General features: G+C 40.6%; 14 protein-coding genes. 1 reads left to right on the forward strand and 13 read right to left on the reverse strand.

Going from position 1 to position 17,191, the window contains the following annotated elements; genetic code table 11:
- Nucleotides 1-28: 28 nt before the first annotated feature.
- The 9 genes from GZ996_RS08335 to GZ996_RS08375 all read right to left on the reverse strand — a co-directional run bounded on the left by GZ996_RS08335 (nt 29) and on the right by GZ996_RS08375 (nt 8,055).
- The gene (locus GZ996_RS08335) at nt 29-763 is read right to left on the reverse strand and encodes an aspartate/glutamate racemase family protein (protein WP_274378784.1); all 735 of its coding nucleotides are present in this window, start codon (nt 761-763) and stop codon (nt 29-31) included.
- Nucleotides 723-1,532 carry a purine-nucleoside phosphorylase gene (locus GZ996_RS08340; RefSeq protein ID WP_161978606.1) on the reverse strand — a complete coding sequence of 270 codons (810 nt, stop codon included), beginning with the start codon at nt 1,530-1,532 and terminating at the stop codon, nt 723-725. The genes GZ996_RS08335 and GZ996_RS08340 overlap by 41 nt, the downstream gene beginning before the upstream one ends.
- Before the next feature lie 41 nt (nt 1,533-1,573).
- Complete coding sequence (locus GZ996_RS08345) at nt 1,574-2,785, reverse strand: phosphopentomutase (RefSeq protein ID WP_161980903.1); 1,212 nt, start codon at nt 2,783-2,785, stop codon at nt 1,574-1,576.
- Between the two features lie 182 nt (nt 2,786-2,967).
- Entirely contained in the window at nt 2,968-3,645 is a 678-nt protein-coding gene (rpiA, locus tag GZ996_RS08350; protein ID WP_156805490.1) for a ribose-5-phosphate isomerase RpiA, read from the reverse strand.
- A 409-nt stretch (nt 3,646-4,054) separates the two neighbouring features.
- Nucleotides 4,055-5,839 (reverse strand): LPXTG cell wall anchor domain-containing protein, encoded by a 1,785-nt coding sequence (locus GZ996_RS08355; protein WP_162011816.1) that lies wholly within the window; start codon nt 5,837-5,839, stop codon nt 4,055-4,057.
- A 368-nt stretch (nt 5,840-6,207) separates the two neighbouring features.
- Nucleotides 6,208-6,693 carry a 2-amino-4-hydroxy-6-hydroxymethyldihydropteridine diphosphokinase gene (folK, locus tag GZ996_RS08360; RefSeq protein ID WP_162011817.1) on the reverse strand — a complete coding sequence of 162 codons (486 nt, stop codon included), beginning with the start codon at nt 6,691-6,693 and terminating at the stop codon, nt 6,208-6,210.
- Nucleotides 6,690-7,049, reverse strand: a complete 360-nt coding sequence (gene folB, locus GZ996_RS08365) for a dihydroneopterin aldolase (RefSeq protein WP_162011818.1) — start codon at nt 7,047-7,049, stop codon at nt 6,690-6,692. The genes folK and folB overlap by 4 nt, the downstream gene beginning before the upstream one ends.
- 2 nt (nt 7,050-7,051) lie before the next feature.
- Nucleotides 7,052-7,852, reverse strand: a complete 801-nt coding sequence (folP, locus tag GZ996_RS08370) for a dihydropteroate synthase (RefSeq protein ID WP_162011819.1) — start codon at nt 7,850-7,852, stop codon at nt 7,052-7,054.
- Nucleotides 7,853-7,869: 17 nt separating this feature from the next.
- Complete coding sequence (locus GZ996_RS08375; RefSeq protein WP_162011820.1) at nt 7,870-8,055, reverse strand: hypothetical protein; 186 nt, start codon at nt 8,053-8,055, stop codon at nt 7,870-7,872.
- 565 nt (nt 8,056-8,620) lie between these two features.
- Between GZ996_RS08375 and mnmE the strand changes: the two genes are divergently transcribed.
- A complete protein-coding gene (gene mnmE / locus GZ996_RS08380) occupies nt 8,621-9,994 on the forward strand; it encodes a tRNA uridine-5-carboxymethylaminomethyl(34) synthesis GTPase MnmE (RefSeq protein WP_202914411.1) in 1,374 nt (457 codons plus the stop codon).
- A gap of 829 nt (nt 9,995-10,823) precedes the next feature.
- Here mnmE and GZ996_RS08385 read toward each other — a convergent pair.
- From GZ996_RS08385 to GZ996_RS08400, 4 genes are all read right to left on the reverse strand, one after another.
- The gene (locus GZ996_RS08385) at nt 10,824-13,004 is read right to left on the reverse strand and encodes an LPXTG cell wall anchor domain-containing protein (RefSeq protein ID WP_162011821.1); all 2,181 of its coding nucleotides are present in this window, start codon (nt 13,002-13,004) and stop codon (nt 10,824-10,826) included.
- A gap of 5 nt (nt 13,005-13,009) precedes the next feature.
- Nucleotides 13,010-15,307, reverse strand: coding sequence for a YSIRK-type signal peptide-containing protein (locus tag GZ996_RS08390; protein ID WP_162011822.1), 2,298 nt, complete (start codon nt 15,305-15,307; stop codon nt 13,010-13,012).
- 411 nt (nt 15,308-15,718) lie between these two features.
- Entirely contained in the window at nt 15,719-15,904 is a 186-nt protein-coding gene (locus tag GZ996_RS08395) for a hypothetical protein (protein WP_156805499.1), read from the reverse strand.
- A gap of 165 nt (nt 15,905-16,069) precedes the next feature.
- Nucleotides 16,070-16,960 carry a diacylglycerol/lipid kinase family protein gene (locus GZ996_RS08400; RefSeq protein WP_162011823.1) on the reverse strand — a complete coding sequence of 297 codons (891 nt, stop codon included), beginning with the start codon at nt 16,958-16,960 and terminating at the stop codon, nt 16,070-16,072.
- Between the last annotated feature and the right edge of the window lie 231 nt (nt 16,961-17,191).

Here is a 17,191-nt window from a genome sequence, read left to right on the forward strand (position 1 = left end):
GCAAAATAGCATCACTAAAATTGATCAACTACAAAGTCGCCAAAGCTGCTTTTACCGCATGAACCGTTGTCGTATCAAAAAGGGGTATCTCTGTATCATCTTGCTGAACCAAGAGTCCTATTTCTGTACATCCTAAAATCACCGCTTCAGCACCAGCTTGTTTTAACCGTTTTATGATTGTAAGGTACGTCGCTCTAGATTTTGAATAGGTTTCTCCCTTACATAGTTCATCATAAATCATTCGATTGACCTCTTCAATCTCGTCAGCGCTAGGAACTAGGACATCTAAATCAGCTTCAACCAATTTATCTTTATAAAATGCTTGAGTCATCGTATATTTTGTGCCTAGCAAACCGACTTTTCGAACACCGCTCTCTAGTAAAGCCTCTGCTATCACTTCGGCAATATGCAAGATTGGAATCACAAGGTCTCGTTGAATTTGATCAACTATTTTATGCATCGTATTTGTACAAATAACAATAAAATCAGCACCCACCTTTTCCAATTTTTTAGCAATCTCTGCTAAAACCTGTCCACTCTTTTCCCAATTTCCTGTAGCCTGATAAGTCTCAATTTCTGCAAAATCAACACTGTACAGTACAATTTTAGCAGAATGGAGTCCACCTAACTCCTCTTTGATTGTTTCATTAATGAGCTTGTAGTACGTCGCTGTACTTTCCCAACTCATTCCACTAATCAATCCTATTGTTTCATAAGAACTCCTATAGAGCTGCCAAAATGGCTTTGACCAATCCTTTGAAATCTTCCTTGATACGAGTGGTGACTTCAACAACTTCTTCGTGGTTAAGTTCTTCTTGGAAGCCAGCCGCATGGTTGGTAATACATGAAATACCAAGCACTTTGAGACCTGAATGAGCCGCTACAATCACTTCTGGAACTGTAGACATACCAACTGCATCAGCTCCTAGTGTCTTGAAGGCACGAATTTCAGCTGGTGTTTCATAAGTTGGGCCTGAACAACCAAGGTAAACCCCTTCACTTAGTTTGATGCCAAGTTTGTCCGCAACTTCGTAAGCCACCTGACGATATTCTGGCGTGTAAGCCTTCGACATGTCTGGGAAACGTGGTCCGAATTCCTCAAGGTTTTCACCAATCAATGGGTTTGTTCCAATCATATTGATGTGGTCATTGATCAGCATGAGGGTACCTGGGCCAAATCCAATACCACCGGCTGCATTGGTTACAAGAACACTGTGGCAACCCAGTGCTTTCATCACACGCACTGGGAAAGTCACCACTTCCATTGGATTGCCTTCATAGAAATGGAAACGTCCTTGGAGCGCTAAAACCTTACGACCAGCTAGATCTCCGTAGACTAATTTACCTGCGTGACCAACAACAGTTGATTGCCCCCAGTTTGGGATATCTGCGTAGTCAATGACAACAGCGTTTTCTACTTCTTCTGCCAATTCTCCCAAACCTGAACCTAAGATTAAACCAAATTCAGGTGCAGTGATTCCTTTCTCTTGCAAGAAATCACGTGTTTCATAAATTTTTTCTAGTAATGTCATCTCTAATTTTCCTTTTATTCTCTCATTTTTTCTCTATTGGATTACACCAATTGATCCAAGAAGCTCTTACCAATCATAGCAGTATCCACACCGAAGTTTTCAGCAATAGTAGCAGAAATGTCTGCGAAATGTCCTTGTGGAATCACACCACTTCCTTTGAAAGAAGGACTGTAAGCCAACAACGGAATGTATTCACGCGTATGGTCTGTACCGGCATACGTTGGGTCATTTCCGTGGTCTGCTGTAATCAAGAGTAGGTCATTCTCACGCATCGCAGCGATAATTTCTGGAAGACGATTATCAAATTCATGCAAGCAATCACGATAACCATGTGCATCACGACGGTGACCAAAATTAGCATCAAAATCAACTAGATTTGTAAATGAAAATCCTTTTTCAAACTCAGACAATCCCATCGTTTTCAAAAGAGTATCGACACCATGGTTGTTATTTTTATTGTGTCCCATATCATGATTGATACCAGAACCATTGAAAATATCATTGATTTTACCAACCGCATAAGTATCTATTCCTGCTTGATCAAGCTTATTCAATACTGTTTCTTCAAATGGTGATACTGCATAATCGTGACGATTAGAAGTACGTGTGAAATTACCAGGTTCACCAACGTAAGGACGAGCGATAATGCGCCCCAGTAGGGCTGGGCGCTCTAAAGTGATTGAACGAGCGTATTCACAGATACGGTACAATTCATCAAGTGGAATAATATCTTCATGCGCAGCAATTTGAAGCACTGGGTCAGCAGAGGTATAGATAATCAATTCCCCCGTTTCCATTTGGCGTGGTCCAAAATCATCAATGACAGCTGTACCTGAGTAAGGTTTGTTGGCTTCACGAATGACTTTGCGACCTGAAAATTCTTCAATCTTAGTTAGAATTTCTTCAGGAAAACCGTCCCAGAAGGTATCAAATGGTTCCGTGATGTTAAGCCCCATGATTTCCCAGTGTCCAGTCATGGTATCTTTACCGAGTGAGACTTCCTCGAGTTTTGTCACATAACCTGTAGGATTTTCTTCAGCAGGAACAGTCTTTAGAGCTTGTGGTCGAGGAATATTTCCAAGACCTATTTTAGCCATATTTGGAACGTCAAGGCCAACGGTTTTAGAAATATGACCAAGAGTATCTGAAGCTCCATCGGGAACACCAGCATTTACAAAGTTATTAGCATCTGGTGCAGCACCAATTCCGACTGAGTCTAAAACGACTAAGTGAATGCGATTAAAAGTTGACATATGTTTCTCCTATCTAGGGGTGGTTACGGTTGGCACCCAAAAACCTGTATAGCTTATCCTAAGACAAGCTATAGAAAAACTTATTAACAAAATTAACCCATTTGACGTTTAAAGGCCAAACGTTAAGCCAAATGGTAAATGAACTTTTAGTGTAGAAAAGATAATTGCTAACTCTATTGATATCATTTACCAGACTCAAGAACTTTCACACCATCTTTTCCAGCAACAATCACTTTATTGACCATACCATTAAAAAGACCATGTTCCACAACACCAACCGTCGCATCTAATTCTTGAGCCAATACCTTTGGATCTTCAATCTTTTTCAAGTCAAGATCAATAATAAAATTTTGCATATCCGTCACAAAGCGTTTCCCGTCCTGTTCACGGAAAGTCGGTTGATATCCTTTTACTGTAAAATGACGCAAAAGATTTTCAGCACCATACTGGACAACTTCAACAGGAAGCTTAAAGGTACCTAGCTGTTCAACCATTTTACTCTCATCCACAATCCAGATGTAGTCTTTAGTATATGTCGCTACTACCTTCTCCATAAGAAGGGCACCGCCACCACCTTTGATTCCATTAAATACAGAATCAACCTCGTCAGCCCCATCAACAGTCAAATCAACAGATTCTACCTCTCGGATATTTTTAAGGGGAATGCCTAAATGCTCCGCATGGGCGCTAGTCACACTCGATGTCGTCACTGCTGTTATTTCTAAACCTTCCTCTTTAATCCTGCGTCCCAGCTCTTCAACAAAATAATGGGCTGTTGATCCTGTTCCTAGGCCGACAACCATACCGTTTTTTACATATTTAGCTGCTTCAATACCGACTAATTCTTTGAAAGCTGTCATTTTAACCTCCATCTTTGATATACTTAACATTATATCATTTTTTCAGAACTTTTGATAGCGCTAACTATTATCTATCCAATCTAGATACTTAGATTTAGTGCCAAGGAAACAGTAATTTTGCCTTACATTTCTTTAGAGAACTCTCTTGTGAAAAAAATTCAAAAAGTCACCCCAAAAACACTTAAAATCATTTAAAAAGACCATAATAAAAAACGAACAAAAATTATCTCTTATATATTTAAAGAGTATTTTTGTTCGTTTTTATATACAGTTTATTAGAAAATTAGATTTATTGGTATAAATTTTCTAAACTAAAAATCTTTTTGTCCCAAACTCATTCATCCGTTTGACATTGGTGATTCCTAGTACGATTTTTCAATAAACTCACTTGGCGAGAATTTTGCCACCATCAGCGTAGAGATTTTCGCACAGCCAAGCCAATTAAGGTTAAGAAGGATAAAAGACCTGCAATAAGGAATGAGAAGCCTCGTTTTTCTCCTGTATGAGGCAATGTTTTCTTGTTCTCTGTTGTAGCAACAGATTGTGTCGCTTTCGGAGTTGTATTTTGATCTGCCACTGGTTTTTTATCCCCATTAGATTGTGCAGAATTCATCACTTCTTTATTTTTTTGACTCAGATTCGATTGATTTGGATTTGAGTTTTTTTCATTTTCTTTGACAGGACTATTAACAGGAGCTTTTTTCAGCGTATCTGGCTTTTCAGGAGCCGATGTATTCTCTTGTTTTTTGACGGATGGTTTTACAATTTGATCCCCTGATAGAGCTACGGATATTTCTTGTCCTGGAAATGCACTAGCCAACGCTTTGCCATTGACAAAGACATCATAGAAGAGACCATCAATTAAATCGCTATTGAAGGCGGCACGACCTTCTTTATCAGTTTTTGTTTCAGCAATCAAGCGACCATTTTTATCTTTGAGGGTAACTGTCTGATCTGCCAAACCTACTGCTTCTTCATCACGCACATGAACAGTCAAGACTTGCTTGCTTTCTACTGGCTTACTTGTTCCTACTCCATCAACGATGAAACCTCCGAATCGTTCATCGCCATCTTGACCTGTTCGAACGGTATGCCCTTGAGACTTCCCATCAACTAACACACTGAGACTTCTCAGCAAAGGCAAACCTGTTAAAACGGCACGACCTTTATCATCTGTTTTGGCTGTTGCTACCTCATGACCTTCCCCAGTGGTAATATCAATCAATTTCACAACACGGTTAGGTAGTGCTTTGCCTGATTGATCAACAACAGTCGCTACAAAGGTGAACTGACCAGACACAGGTGATTCATCATGCTCATGTTCATGTTCATGTTCATGGTGACCATGGCCATCGTTAAAAGGTTTGGTTACATCAATATCCGCCACTAAAATAACATGGTAATGATCATCATGCGGGTACATCAAGGCTTTACCTTTAGAGGTGTCCAATACCGTAACTTTCTCTACATCAACGCCTGCTCCCTTAGCGACATAAGCACGTTTAACCTCTAATTCATCAACTGAATCGGTGACTGTAGACCTAACAATCTCATTACTTTCTAAAAAGGCGACACCATCTTGTCCAGGACGAAGCTTGGTTTTAGCTTTACCATTAACCAAAATATCATAGAAAGTACCGTCAACGAGGTTGTCAGCAAACGTCACCTGACCATTTGCTTCCGTTACAGCACGACCTATAACTTGCCCTGTAGGATCTTTAAGCTCAACGGTTTGCCCAGATAAACCTTCTGCTTCCTCATCTACTACCTTTATCATCATTTTTTGTGCACTGTAGCTTGGGGTGTTTATACCATCCTCAGGTAATGTAAAACGAGCCACCATCGCTTCATCAGCTACCCCACTTCTGATAGTGTAACCTTTTTCTACTCCATTCACACTAACACTATAGTTAGTATTGAGAGGTAGACTAGAAAATACAGCCATTCCTTTATCATCTGTTTGTGCTGATAGACTTTGCCCATTTCCAGTAGTTGGAGTCAGACTGACTTCCTTGTTAGCCAAAGTCTTACCATTTTCACCTAAAACGATAGCTGTAAAACTGAAATTTCCCTGCTCAGCAGTTACTGCCGTATGTGTATGGGCAAAAACCAGTGACTCCGTGTCTTTCCCTGTTAAAGTCACCATTGCTAAAGTTGCAGCAGTTAATAATTTAATTCTATTAGATGTTGTCATTTTTTAAATTCCTTTCCAAATTTCATTAACTGGTTAAGTTATTCTACCACCTATTAATTAACCAGTCAAGTATTTTTTAAAAAATTTTCTAACAATGACATTTTTTCTAGACGATTGGACAGAACCATAAAAATCCTTTATGGCACTTAAATAAACCTACTACCTAATCCATACTGTAAGAAAATCACATCTGAACATCGTTTAGCCTTGATAGGTTATGATCATTAAGTTATCAACCACAAAGCCCTCACTAAGAGTATAAACACTTAACGAGGGCTTTGGCTATTGTTTTTCATTTGTTTTCGGGTGTGGGATTAACCATACTGCCTGTTTGCCCCATACTCTTGTTTCATACGGAAATGATTCCTTTACTGATTGACAGCTCTAACTCCTTCAGTATGTACTGCTTCTAGCAGCTCTGCAATACTTTTAAGAAAAATAGGATGTTGAAAGGTTGGGGCGATATCTGCCAACGGAACTAGAACAAAAGAACGTTCCTGCATCAGAGGATGTGGAATCGTCAGTTTTTTCTCCTGCACCACTTCTTGACCATAGAGCAAGATATCAATATCAACCGTTCGAGGTCCCCAATGTTCATGACGTTCCCGACCCAGCGATAATTCCAAAGTCTGGGTATGATACAACAAGTCCTGTGGTGAAAGATCTGTGTCGATGGCTAGGCAAAGATTGAGAAAGTCTGCCTGATCCGTCTTTCCCCAAGCACTGGTTTCATATATAGGTGAAATGGCTAGCAATTGAGTGGCTGGCAAATCTTTCAAACCTTGAACCGCCTGGTCTAAATAACTGGCTCGGTTACCCATATTGCTACCTAAACTTAAGAATACCTGGCTCATCTGCGACGCTCCAAGGTGATGCCGACATGTGCGTAGTGACCAGCAATCGGCGGATTTTCCTTTTTAATTGTTAGAGTAATTCCCATCACTGTTGGGTAATGGTCAAAGATATCCTGGCAAATAGCACCAGCCAAGCGCTCTATTAATTGGTATCTTTCATTTTCTACCCGCTCTTTTATGGTTTCAAAAACCATCCCATAGTGAACCGTATCAGATAACTGATCTGATAGACTAGCAGCCTGTAAGTCAACTTCTATCTCGCAATCCACTACAAAAATCTGCCCTAGCACTTGCTCCTCGGCAAGGACACCATGATAGCCATAAAATCGACACTCTTTTAAAAAAATCTTATCCATTTTCACCTCAACTGCTCTAAAATATCTATCACATCACGATTGGCTACAACATTATGAACTCGAACCATCTGACACCCCTTAGCAATAGCGTAAGCGGATAGGATTGCCGTTGCCTGATCGCGATCTAAAGGACTGCTTCCCCCACCTAGTAAATGGTCAATCACCCGTTTTCGAGAAATTCCAAATAAAACTGGATAGCCAAGTTGACAAACCATCTCTAATCCTTTAAGCAGATCCAGATTGTGCTGGGCATTTTTAGCAAAGCCAAAGCCTGGATCTAACCATATCTTATCTGCCTTAACTCCCGCATCTAAAGCGGCCTGAGCGCGGGCTGATAAAAAATCACAAACCTCTTCTGCAATATTTTGATAGTTTTCCTCTTTTTGGTTGTGCATAAGAATGATAGGGACATCGTATGTGGCCGCTAAATGCAACATTTGTCCATCGTATAGTCCTGCCCAGACATCATTGATGATATCTGCTCCTGCTTCTAGGGCAGCCCGCACCGTTTCTGTCTTGTAGCTATCTATCGATACTAAACAATTAAAGCGTTCTTTAATAGCCGTGATAATCGGAACGACACGAGCAATCTCTTCCTCAACGGAGACAAATGTGGCACCAGGTCTAGTGGATTCACCGCCAACATCAATGACAAGCGCCCCATCTGCCAGCATTTGCTCAACTTGAGCCAGAGCTTTATCAAGTTCGACATAGTTTCCTCCGTCTGAGAAAGAATCTGGCGTTACATTCAGGATTCCCATAATAGTCACCCGATTTGCTAGTTCTTGAATGCGAATGCTCATTCTATCATTTCCTCCCTTTAAATCATGTCTAAAATTTCCCGTATTTGATTGATATTCTCGTTAAAAATGCCTTTGGCTACACTAGTAATCGTTTTAGCACCAGTATTTTGATGCCTTGCATTGTCATGAAGATATGCTTTGCTTTTTAATAAAACAACATCAACAATTTCGATCTCCGCAACATACAGGAACATCATGACCATAATCACTTCAACCTATATCGCCGATTCAAAAATCAAAACCTGTTATTTAGAAATAAGATAATACCAGAGATTATATCTTAAAAATAAGAGAACAGGGAGTTTAGGTTTACCAAAAAGGAATGATACTTCATAAGAGGTTTGACAAGGCTGAGTAAACAGTTAATTTTTAGTCTGTCTTTTTTAAAATTGAACAATATAAAATGGCTTTGAATCAGTGTTTCTTGATGACGTTACGCTAAGCTATTTCTTTTTAAGACTTTTCTCAGTCTCTTTATTTCCAATCTCAAAAGAGCTTCCAGACCTTAACGATTGTGACGAACTCTGTTCATCTTATTTCCAATCTGGGAAATACTCGGGGCGACCCTCACCACATTAAAAAAATAACTATATAAATGATACGCCCTTGCAAATGACATCAAAAAACTTCACAGGATTATTATACCATAGAGTCAAACAAACCTCTCACTCTAAGTCACCTTCCGAGGCTAGTTTTTATGAAAGCCCTCGCTATTCTTTTACTCCTTTTCTTGCTTCTAAATAGCTTTTACGCTAAAATAGGTTTATGATTATTACCAAAGAATTTGATACCATTACTGCTATTGCAACCCCCTTGGGAGAAGGTGCTATCGGCATCGTCCGTTTATCTGGCTCAGAAGCTCTGACTATTGCGAACCGTGTCTTCAAGGGAAAAAATTTGGAAACAATTGCTAGTCATACTCTAACCTATGGGCATATAATGGATCCGCAAACTCAAAACATTCTGGATGAAGTCATGGTCTCTGTCATGTTAGCTCCTCGCACCTTTACTCGGGAAAACGTCGTGGAAATCAATACTCACGGTGGTGTTGCTGTCACTAATGAAATCTTACAGTTATTAATTCGTTCTGGAGCAAGAATGGCAGAGCCAGGTGAATTTACCAAGCGTGCCTTTTTGAATGGCCGCATTGACCTAACTCAGTCTGAAGCTGTTATGGATCTTATCCGTGCAAAAACAGATAAAGCCATGTCAAATGCTCTCTCACAACTTGATGGCTCTCTAAAAAATCTCATCAATAGTATCCGACAAGAAATTCTCAACACCCTAGCACAAGTTGAAGTCAATATTGATTACCCAGAATATGACGATGTCGAGGAGATGACGACTGCTCTCATGCAGGAAAAAACAACAGAATTCCAAGACCTTTTAGAAAGACTCCTTCGTACAGCCAAACGTGGAAAAATTCTTCGCGAAGGGCTTTCTACTGCTATCATCGGTCGTCCAAATGTTGGAAAATCTAGTCTTCTGAACAATTTACTCCGCGAAGAAAAAGCTATCGTAACAGATATTGCAGGGACCACACGTGATGTCATCGAAGAATACGTCAATATCAAAGGAGTTCCTCTCAAACTCATTGATACTGCTGGTATTCGTGAAACTGATGACGTGGTTGAAAAGATTGGTGTTGAACGGTCTAAAAAAGCCCTGCAAGAAGCTGATTTGGTTCTTCTTGTCCTCAATGCAGCGGAACCATTGACCCAACAAGATAGAGATCTACTTGATATTTCAAAAGATAGCAACCGTGTTCTTTTACTGAATAAAACAGATCTTCCTGAACAAATCGAAGCCGATGAACTACCAGCAGATGTGATACGTATCTCTGTCCTTGAAAATCAAAATATTGACGCTATTGAAGAAAAAATCAATCAACTTTTCTTTGAAAATGCTGGACTCGTTGAAAAAGACGCGACTTACCTCTCAAATGCTCGCCACATCAGCCTCATTGAAAAAGCTCTAGAAAGCCTAAATGCTGTCAATGAAGGATTAACACTGGGAATGCCTGTAGACCTCCTTCAAGTTGATATGACAAGAACTTGGGAAATTCTTGGTGAAATAACAGGTGATGTTGCTCCTGATGAACTCATCACTCAACTCTTTAGCCAATTCTGCCTTGGTAAATAAGAATAATCCAATCAAGTACAAGAGGTTGGGACAAAAATATCTCAACCTTCTTTTTTTGATAACAATAACAGATTGACACAGTGGTTCATTGGAGGTCTGCAACTGGACACTTCTTCATTTTCAAGTGTCCACCTCAAATAGTCTACTGGACTATTTGAATACCACACAATCGTTAGCTGCCATCCTATACGAATGTGATGAACATCGTTCATCTTATTTCCAACCTCCAAAGGTCTCCCAGACCTTAACGATTGAGACGAACTTCGTTCGCCTTATTCCCCACCACAAAAGGTTCCCCAAACCTTTTGTGCTATACGGAGGTGGTGAAAGTGTCCAGTGGACAGTTTCAGCCTGAGCTTAGAGACCAGAGAGTGAGGGAAAGTCAGACTTCGAAATCATGACTTCTTATACGAAAACTTCAAAAAGCCCTCACTAAGAGTATGCACTTAGCAAGGCTTTGCCTATTGGTTTTTCATTGTTTTGTGGGTGTGGGCTCTGCCATCGTGATGGTTTGTCCCACTCTCTTTTATTTTGTCAAAGATAACCTTTGCTCCTTTTTTCTTCTAGTATTCAATATTAACATAAAATCTAAAATACAAGTATTTCTCATAAGACTCCTATCTTCTATCCATACTAGCTAGTGCTATTACAAAAAGACTACTTCTCCACCATACTAAAGAAAAGCTAGTCTGTTTTACATGGCTTATCTTGAATAACGTCATTTCAATAATTACCATCGTTCAACAACATCTTAAACATCACGTTTAGTTTCATATAAAAAGAAGCCACTACTCATAACATGAGTAATAACTTCTTTAACTTAATGACATTAGGCTTCTGATTGTTTTTTCTTCAAGATCGTAAGAGCTACTGCCCCTAGACTGACCAATCCTGCCAACATCAGAGCAAGAGAAGGTTTTGCATTCGTGCGCGGTAATGTAGTTTTTCCTTCGCTAGCTTTGGAATCAACTACAGTTGATAGAGCAACTTCTTGCTGAGGCTCTCTCGCTGTAATGAATGGTACAGACTGTTCTTGGTCATCTCTAAGAAGAACCTTGAACTCTGTAGATGAATCAAGCTGTCGCTTGTTTTCTACTGTTTTGTCTATAGAAGGGCTATCCTGTGGTTGGAGAATTGGTTCAGAGTTGTCTGCTTGTTTCTTTTGAGTATTGACAAGAACATCCGGCGCTTTCTCCTGTGTTTCTGATTTTTCCTCGGGTTTTCTAATGCGTTTCCCCTCTCCTTTTTTAACAGAAACTTTATTCCAAAGAACCTGTCGTCCTTCCTCGTTAAAAGCGGTAAATGTCAATAAACTATTTGGTTCAAGTACGGTCTCTCCAAAGTCAATCTCGAAATCTCCTTCAGGAGTCGAGCTGGTTTCTGCTAAGAGCTTATTACCTTGATGAACAAAAATCCGAACATTTGGAGCAACCTGGCCTTTCACATACCCTGTAACGCTTGTAATCGTAGGTAAGACAAAGGAGTGTTCTTCTGGTTTTACCCCATCATTGATCCCTTTGACAATCGTGCTTTGTTTAGCCACCACCGCAAAGCTCTTAGGATCCATCACTTCAAAGGTGAGCTGCTCTCCTTGTTCCAGTGTTATCTCTAAGTCTCTAAAGTCAATTCCCCAAAAACCTAGTTCATTGGTCATGATGGTAGGGAATTTCTTATCTGACACAGAGGAGGTTATCCTGATAAAATGATGCGCATATTTACTACGTCCAGCTATATATTCTTTTTGATCGTGAATATTCGGTACTTGCAGTGGACTAGAGGGAGAAGAAACATCAGTCGTATCAAAAAGAATACGATCCAAAATCTCCAAGACTTGTGAAGGAGGAATCTTCTTATCTGCTCCGTCTACCGTCTGTTCTACCAACATTTGATAGTCATTGTTAAGACCGACAAAGAGACGATAATAACGCTGGTGACTAGCTAATGCTGGCAATTTTTCAGAGTATTTTCCTTCCTCATTTGCCCATGCTTCTAGGACAAAATTACCTGTCTCAGCATCGTAAAGCTTGACGCGTCCAAAAGGCTCTGTCATACCAGAAAACTCTGTGCTATCTACTGTTAGGTTTTGATAAGTGAAGGATGGTTTCGGTTTTTCTTTGAGAGTCTCTCCTAACGGATAGACTGGAACAGCATGCATCACTGGTAGACCATCATTTGAAATGAAAGATAACTTCACATTTTGAGTGGTTTTAAAGGTACTTGCTTCTATGTCATCTGAAAATTCTATTTCAAAATAACCATCTTTTATTCGAGCTGGTTTGGACACTATCGTTCCGCCAATCATAGCATAAACGGTCCCCTCAACAGAAGTATGCCCTTGTATCTTCTTGGCACCTTCAAACAGAGGCTCAACCAATACCTGATGCTGATTTCCTACCTTTTGGAGGGGCTTGGTTGGGATAGGATAAGCCTCGGGATGCCTTGGAGTTGTGATGACAACTTGGGCTTCACCACCTTCAAAATCATCTTCTTCCTCTGCTTCAAAGATTTTTGGATGGGTAGATACAATTTCTATTTTTTGATTGTAGGAAATGGGACGCTCTAACTTAAGCAAAAACTTACCTTTTTCATCAGCAACGAAAAAGTCCTCCACTGAAGTTTGTGAGACTTCATCAATTTTAACATCTACTATAGCATTTGAAGTAGTTGTACCAGAAATCACTGTATCTCCGGGAACAATGGGATCCACTGAAAGAGAAGTTTCCAAAACTATCGTTTCTTTCTCCTCTTTTATCGTGTCTATGTCATCTAACTTCTCTTCCATGTTTTTTTTGGCTTCCTCTATTGTATCGGATGTGGTTAGTTGAGAAGCCTCTGATTGGATAGACTCTACTGCCTCTTGAGCTAAGTGTCTATCCTTTTCATGACTTGCATCATTAGCATAGACGGTAGAAGTTCCTGTTGCTATGAGTGCTAAACTTGTCGCAAACAGTAGAAACGATTTTGATCGATTTCCTTCCTCTCTAATTGACTGAATTTGCCTTTGTATCACAATTTCTACTCCTTAGGTGTTTTTTTAGGGATAAGGTAAGCTGTGCCGGTGATAATCATTATCAACATTGCAATCAAAACGAACGGTAACACTTTTTCTGCACTTTGAGCCGTTTCTTTTGAATCTTTATGCTTTGAAAGAGACCTCGCTTTAGGGGGTGCTCCATAAGATATAGAAGGATTTGATGATTGTTTACGTGATTGTGACGACTTATTAGTTGGTTTGTTAGTGTTGTTATCTTGAGGTGTTGACGGACTATTTACAGCACTAGCGCTTCTATTTGACGAAGCTGCTTGTGATGATGATATTGAATTCTGCGGTGTTTCAATTGAGCGTCTTCCTCTACTATTTGACACACTTAATCGTTCTGAAGTTATAGCTCCAGGAATACCACGGTCACCTTCTAGGCCTGGTAATTCTGGTGTGCGGCCATGAAGTCCAATGATATCGCCTTCGCGTTCACCTGATAGACCTGGGAGGTCTGGTGTACGGCCGCTAAGACCATCATTTTCTCGCTCACCTTCCTCAGGGTGCGGTCCATACTCTCCATCTTCTGGACGTGGACTCTTACCATGAAGAGACTCAATTTCAGCCTTTGGATAACCATGACCTAATGGAAGGTCCTCAGGGTGCGGACTACGTTCACCTTCTAATCCTGGTAATTCTGGCGTGCGACCATGAAGACCAATGATATCGCCTTCGCGCTCGCCTTCTAAGCCTGGTAATTCTGGCGTGCGACCGCTAAGGCCGTCATTTTCTCGCTCGCCTTCTAGGCCTGGTAATTCTGGTGTGCGACCATGAAGTCCAATGATATCGCCTTCGCGTTCACCTGATAGACCTGGCAGTTCTGGTGTGCGGCCGCTAAGACCGTCATTTTCTCGCTCACCCTCAAAACCTGGAAGGTGACACCTACCACCTCCTAGACAAAATGGAGCTTGAAAAGGAAAGTCACCATGCGGATTTTTAATGCCGCCACTAAGACCGTCATTTTCTCGATCGCCCTCTAAGCCTGGTAATTCTGGCGTGCGGCCGCTAAGTCCATCGTTTTCTCGCTCGCCTTCTAGGCCTGGCAATTCTGGTGTGCGACCATGAAGTCCAATGATATCGCCTTCGCGTTCACCTGATAGACCTGGGAGGTCTGGTGTGCGGCCGCTAAGACCGTCATTTTCGCGCTCACCTGATAGACCTGGAAGACCCGGTGTACGGCCGCTAAGACCATCATTTTCGCGCTCGCCTTCTAGACCTGGTAATTCTGGCGTGCGACCATGAAGACCAATGATATCGCCTTCGCGTTCACCTGATAGACCTGGAAGACCCGGTGTACGGCCGCTAAGACCATCATTTTCTCGCTCACCTTCTAATCCTGGTAATTCTGGTGTGCGACCACTAAGACCATCATTTTCGCGTTCACCTTCCTCAGGGTGCGGTCCATACTCTCCATCTTCTGGACGTGGACTCTTGCCATGAAGAGACTCAATTTCAGCTTTTGGATAACCATAACCTAATGGAAGGTCCTCAGGGTGCGGACTACGTTCACCTTCTAATCCTGGTAATTCTGGTGTGCGACCATGAAGACCAATGATATCGCCTTCGCGTTCACCTGATAGACCTGGGAGGCCTGGTGTGCGGCCATGAAGACCAATGATATCGCCTTCGCGTTCACCTGATAGACCTGGGAGGTCTGGTGTACGGCCGCTAAGACCGTCATTTTCTCGCTCACCTTCTAATCCTGGTAATTCTGGTGTGCGACCATGAAGACCAATAATATCGCCTTCGCGTTCACCTGATAGACCTGGGAGGTCTGGTGTACGGCCGCTAAGACCATCATTTTCTCGCTCACCTTCTAATCCTGGTAATTCTGGTGTGCGACCATGAAGACCAATGATATCGCCTTCGCGTTCACCTGATAGACCTGGGAGGTCTGGTGTACGGCCGCTAAGGCCATCGTTTTCTCGCTCGCCTTCTAGGCCTGGTAATTCTGGTGTGCGACCATGAAGACCAATGATATCGCCTTCGCGCTCACCTGATAGACCTGGAAGACCCGGTGTACGACCTCTAGAACCAAGATGATCATGGAATCTAAGACCTTGTCCTCCATCTTCCTCAAACTCAAATTTTAGTTCACCTTCTCCGTGATCACATCTTAACAGCAATCCCTGAGTCCAGTCTTCCGAACCACAGTTCTGCTCTATAGCATGAACTTTTGAAACTCCTCCTAGAGAAAATAACAAAGCGATAACAACTGATGCTACGCCATTCTTCACCTTACGAATTGAATATTTTTTATTTTGGTAAGAAAACATACGAATGTAACTCCTTTCATATTTTCAAAAACTTATGGATGAAACCATTGTTTCTCCAAGACAGTAGGTATTATAGCAAAACGAAATAGCTATCTTGTATGTCTAGTCTATTTTTTATCTCCTTGATCCATTGCTAAAAAATAAACAAAAAAACAGCTTTCTCCTTATCATCCAATGGAGATAGCTGTTCTTTTAGCTTAATTTAGTATGATATCATTATTTAATGTTAAAGTTCCGCATTCTCTTAATCATTCAATCACTTTATGTCACATTGCTCATTGTTGTTCAATTCTATAAGTTATTCGTCTACTGGCTAAAATCTAATTAACAGATATGTCAAAAAGCCGTATTTATAATATCATAAGATCCCTAAAATTGAGCTAATGACTGGTTTTAACAAAAGAAAGTCTACTAGATCACCCAACGTTGTAATGATTTGCTAGCTTTCTTTATTTTTTCAGAAGTACCTACTGGACACTGGAATTCCTCAAGTAACATCTCCTCAGATTTTTTGTTATAACCACATGCATTAAAAAGCTCTTTTAATGTAGCAATTCTTGTTAGTAGGTCAATTATTTTTTTCTGGTGTACAGGCATTTCTTAACGAGAGCTCCTTATATCTTCTCTTTGAATCTCTCACGACTAAAGTCGCGAGAGATTCAAGCAACTCCAATCACACAAGCAGGAGGACATCAGATAGCTTTAATGCTTGACACTTTTTATTTCCTATATAACTACAGTTGGTCACAACATCCTAAAAAACTAAGCATATACTGTCAAATGAGATGGAAGCACTTTAACGCTGATAGGCAACGAGTCCCCCTCATCTCCATCAACATTTGTACCAAGGTCAGCAGCAATGTCCACTAATGCAATTGTAGCTTCCTTAAATGTTAAATAGCCCACATTTTTATTAGCACTTGATACACCTGTCACCAACTCTGGCACAGCCTTTAGGGTATCTACTAGCGACGTATCTTTAATATAGATAAGATGTAACATCCCATCATCAACTTTGGCATCAGGTAGCATATTTTCAAAACCACCGATAGAATTAGTTAAACCAATGACTATTGTACTACTCTTAATAGCTAAATCTTCGCTATCAATGGTCAGTTGAAAATCGTAAAACTGCGTTGTCATCACTTCCTTAAAACCAGAAATAAAGTAAGCTAGTTTGCCCCACTTAGTCTTTTCTTCCGACTCAACATTATTGATTGATTCAGGGATTGTTCCAATAGCAACAACATTCATAAAATACTGATCGTTAATTTTCCCAATATCTAGCGGCTTCGTTTTCGTGATATCCAGCTGATTGATAGCTTTTTCTGGATCAAGAGGCATTCCCAGAGCACGCGCTAAGTCATTAACTGTACCAAGTGGGAAAAAGCCAAAATTCGGACGGTTCTCCAACTCAGCCAAACCATTAATCCCCTCATTAACCGTACCATCACCGCCCATAACAAAGACACTATGATAATTTTCTTCCGATGCTCCTCTAGCAAATGCCGTTGCATCTCCTGATTTTTTAGTATGTTTAACGATGACTTCATCAAAAATAGTTTCTAATTTCTCTCTAGCCAAATCCTCATAAGACCTAGCTTTCTCCCCACCTGAACTTGGATTGACAATTAATAGCACACGTTTTTTCATAAATGACCTCCTTCAAAGACCTTATATCTATTTATTCTAACATACCATAGGCGATTTCTCTTAATTTTTTAACCGTTTTCAGTTATACTAAAAAGAAGCCATTTTGAAAAGACCCCCTTATAATGGACAGTATAAAAAGTACTATACTGTTCTTATAAGGAGGTTCTTTTCTCATGGCTAAAAAAGGAAGTAAATTTACAAAGTATCCACCTGAATTCAAAATACAAGTAG

This window comes from Streptococcus sp. S784/96/1, from assembly GCF_902729355.1.
Lineage (GTDB): Bacteria > Bacillota > Bacilli > Lactobacillales > Streptococcaceae > Streptococcus > Streptococcus caledonicus.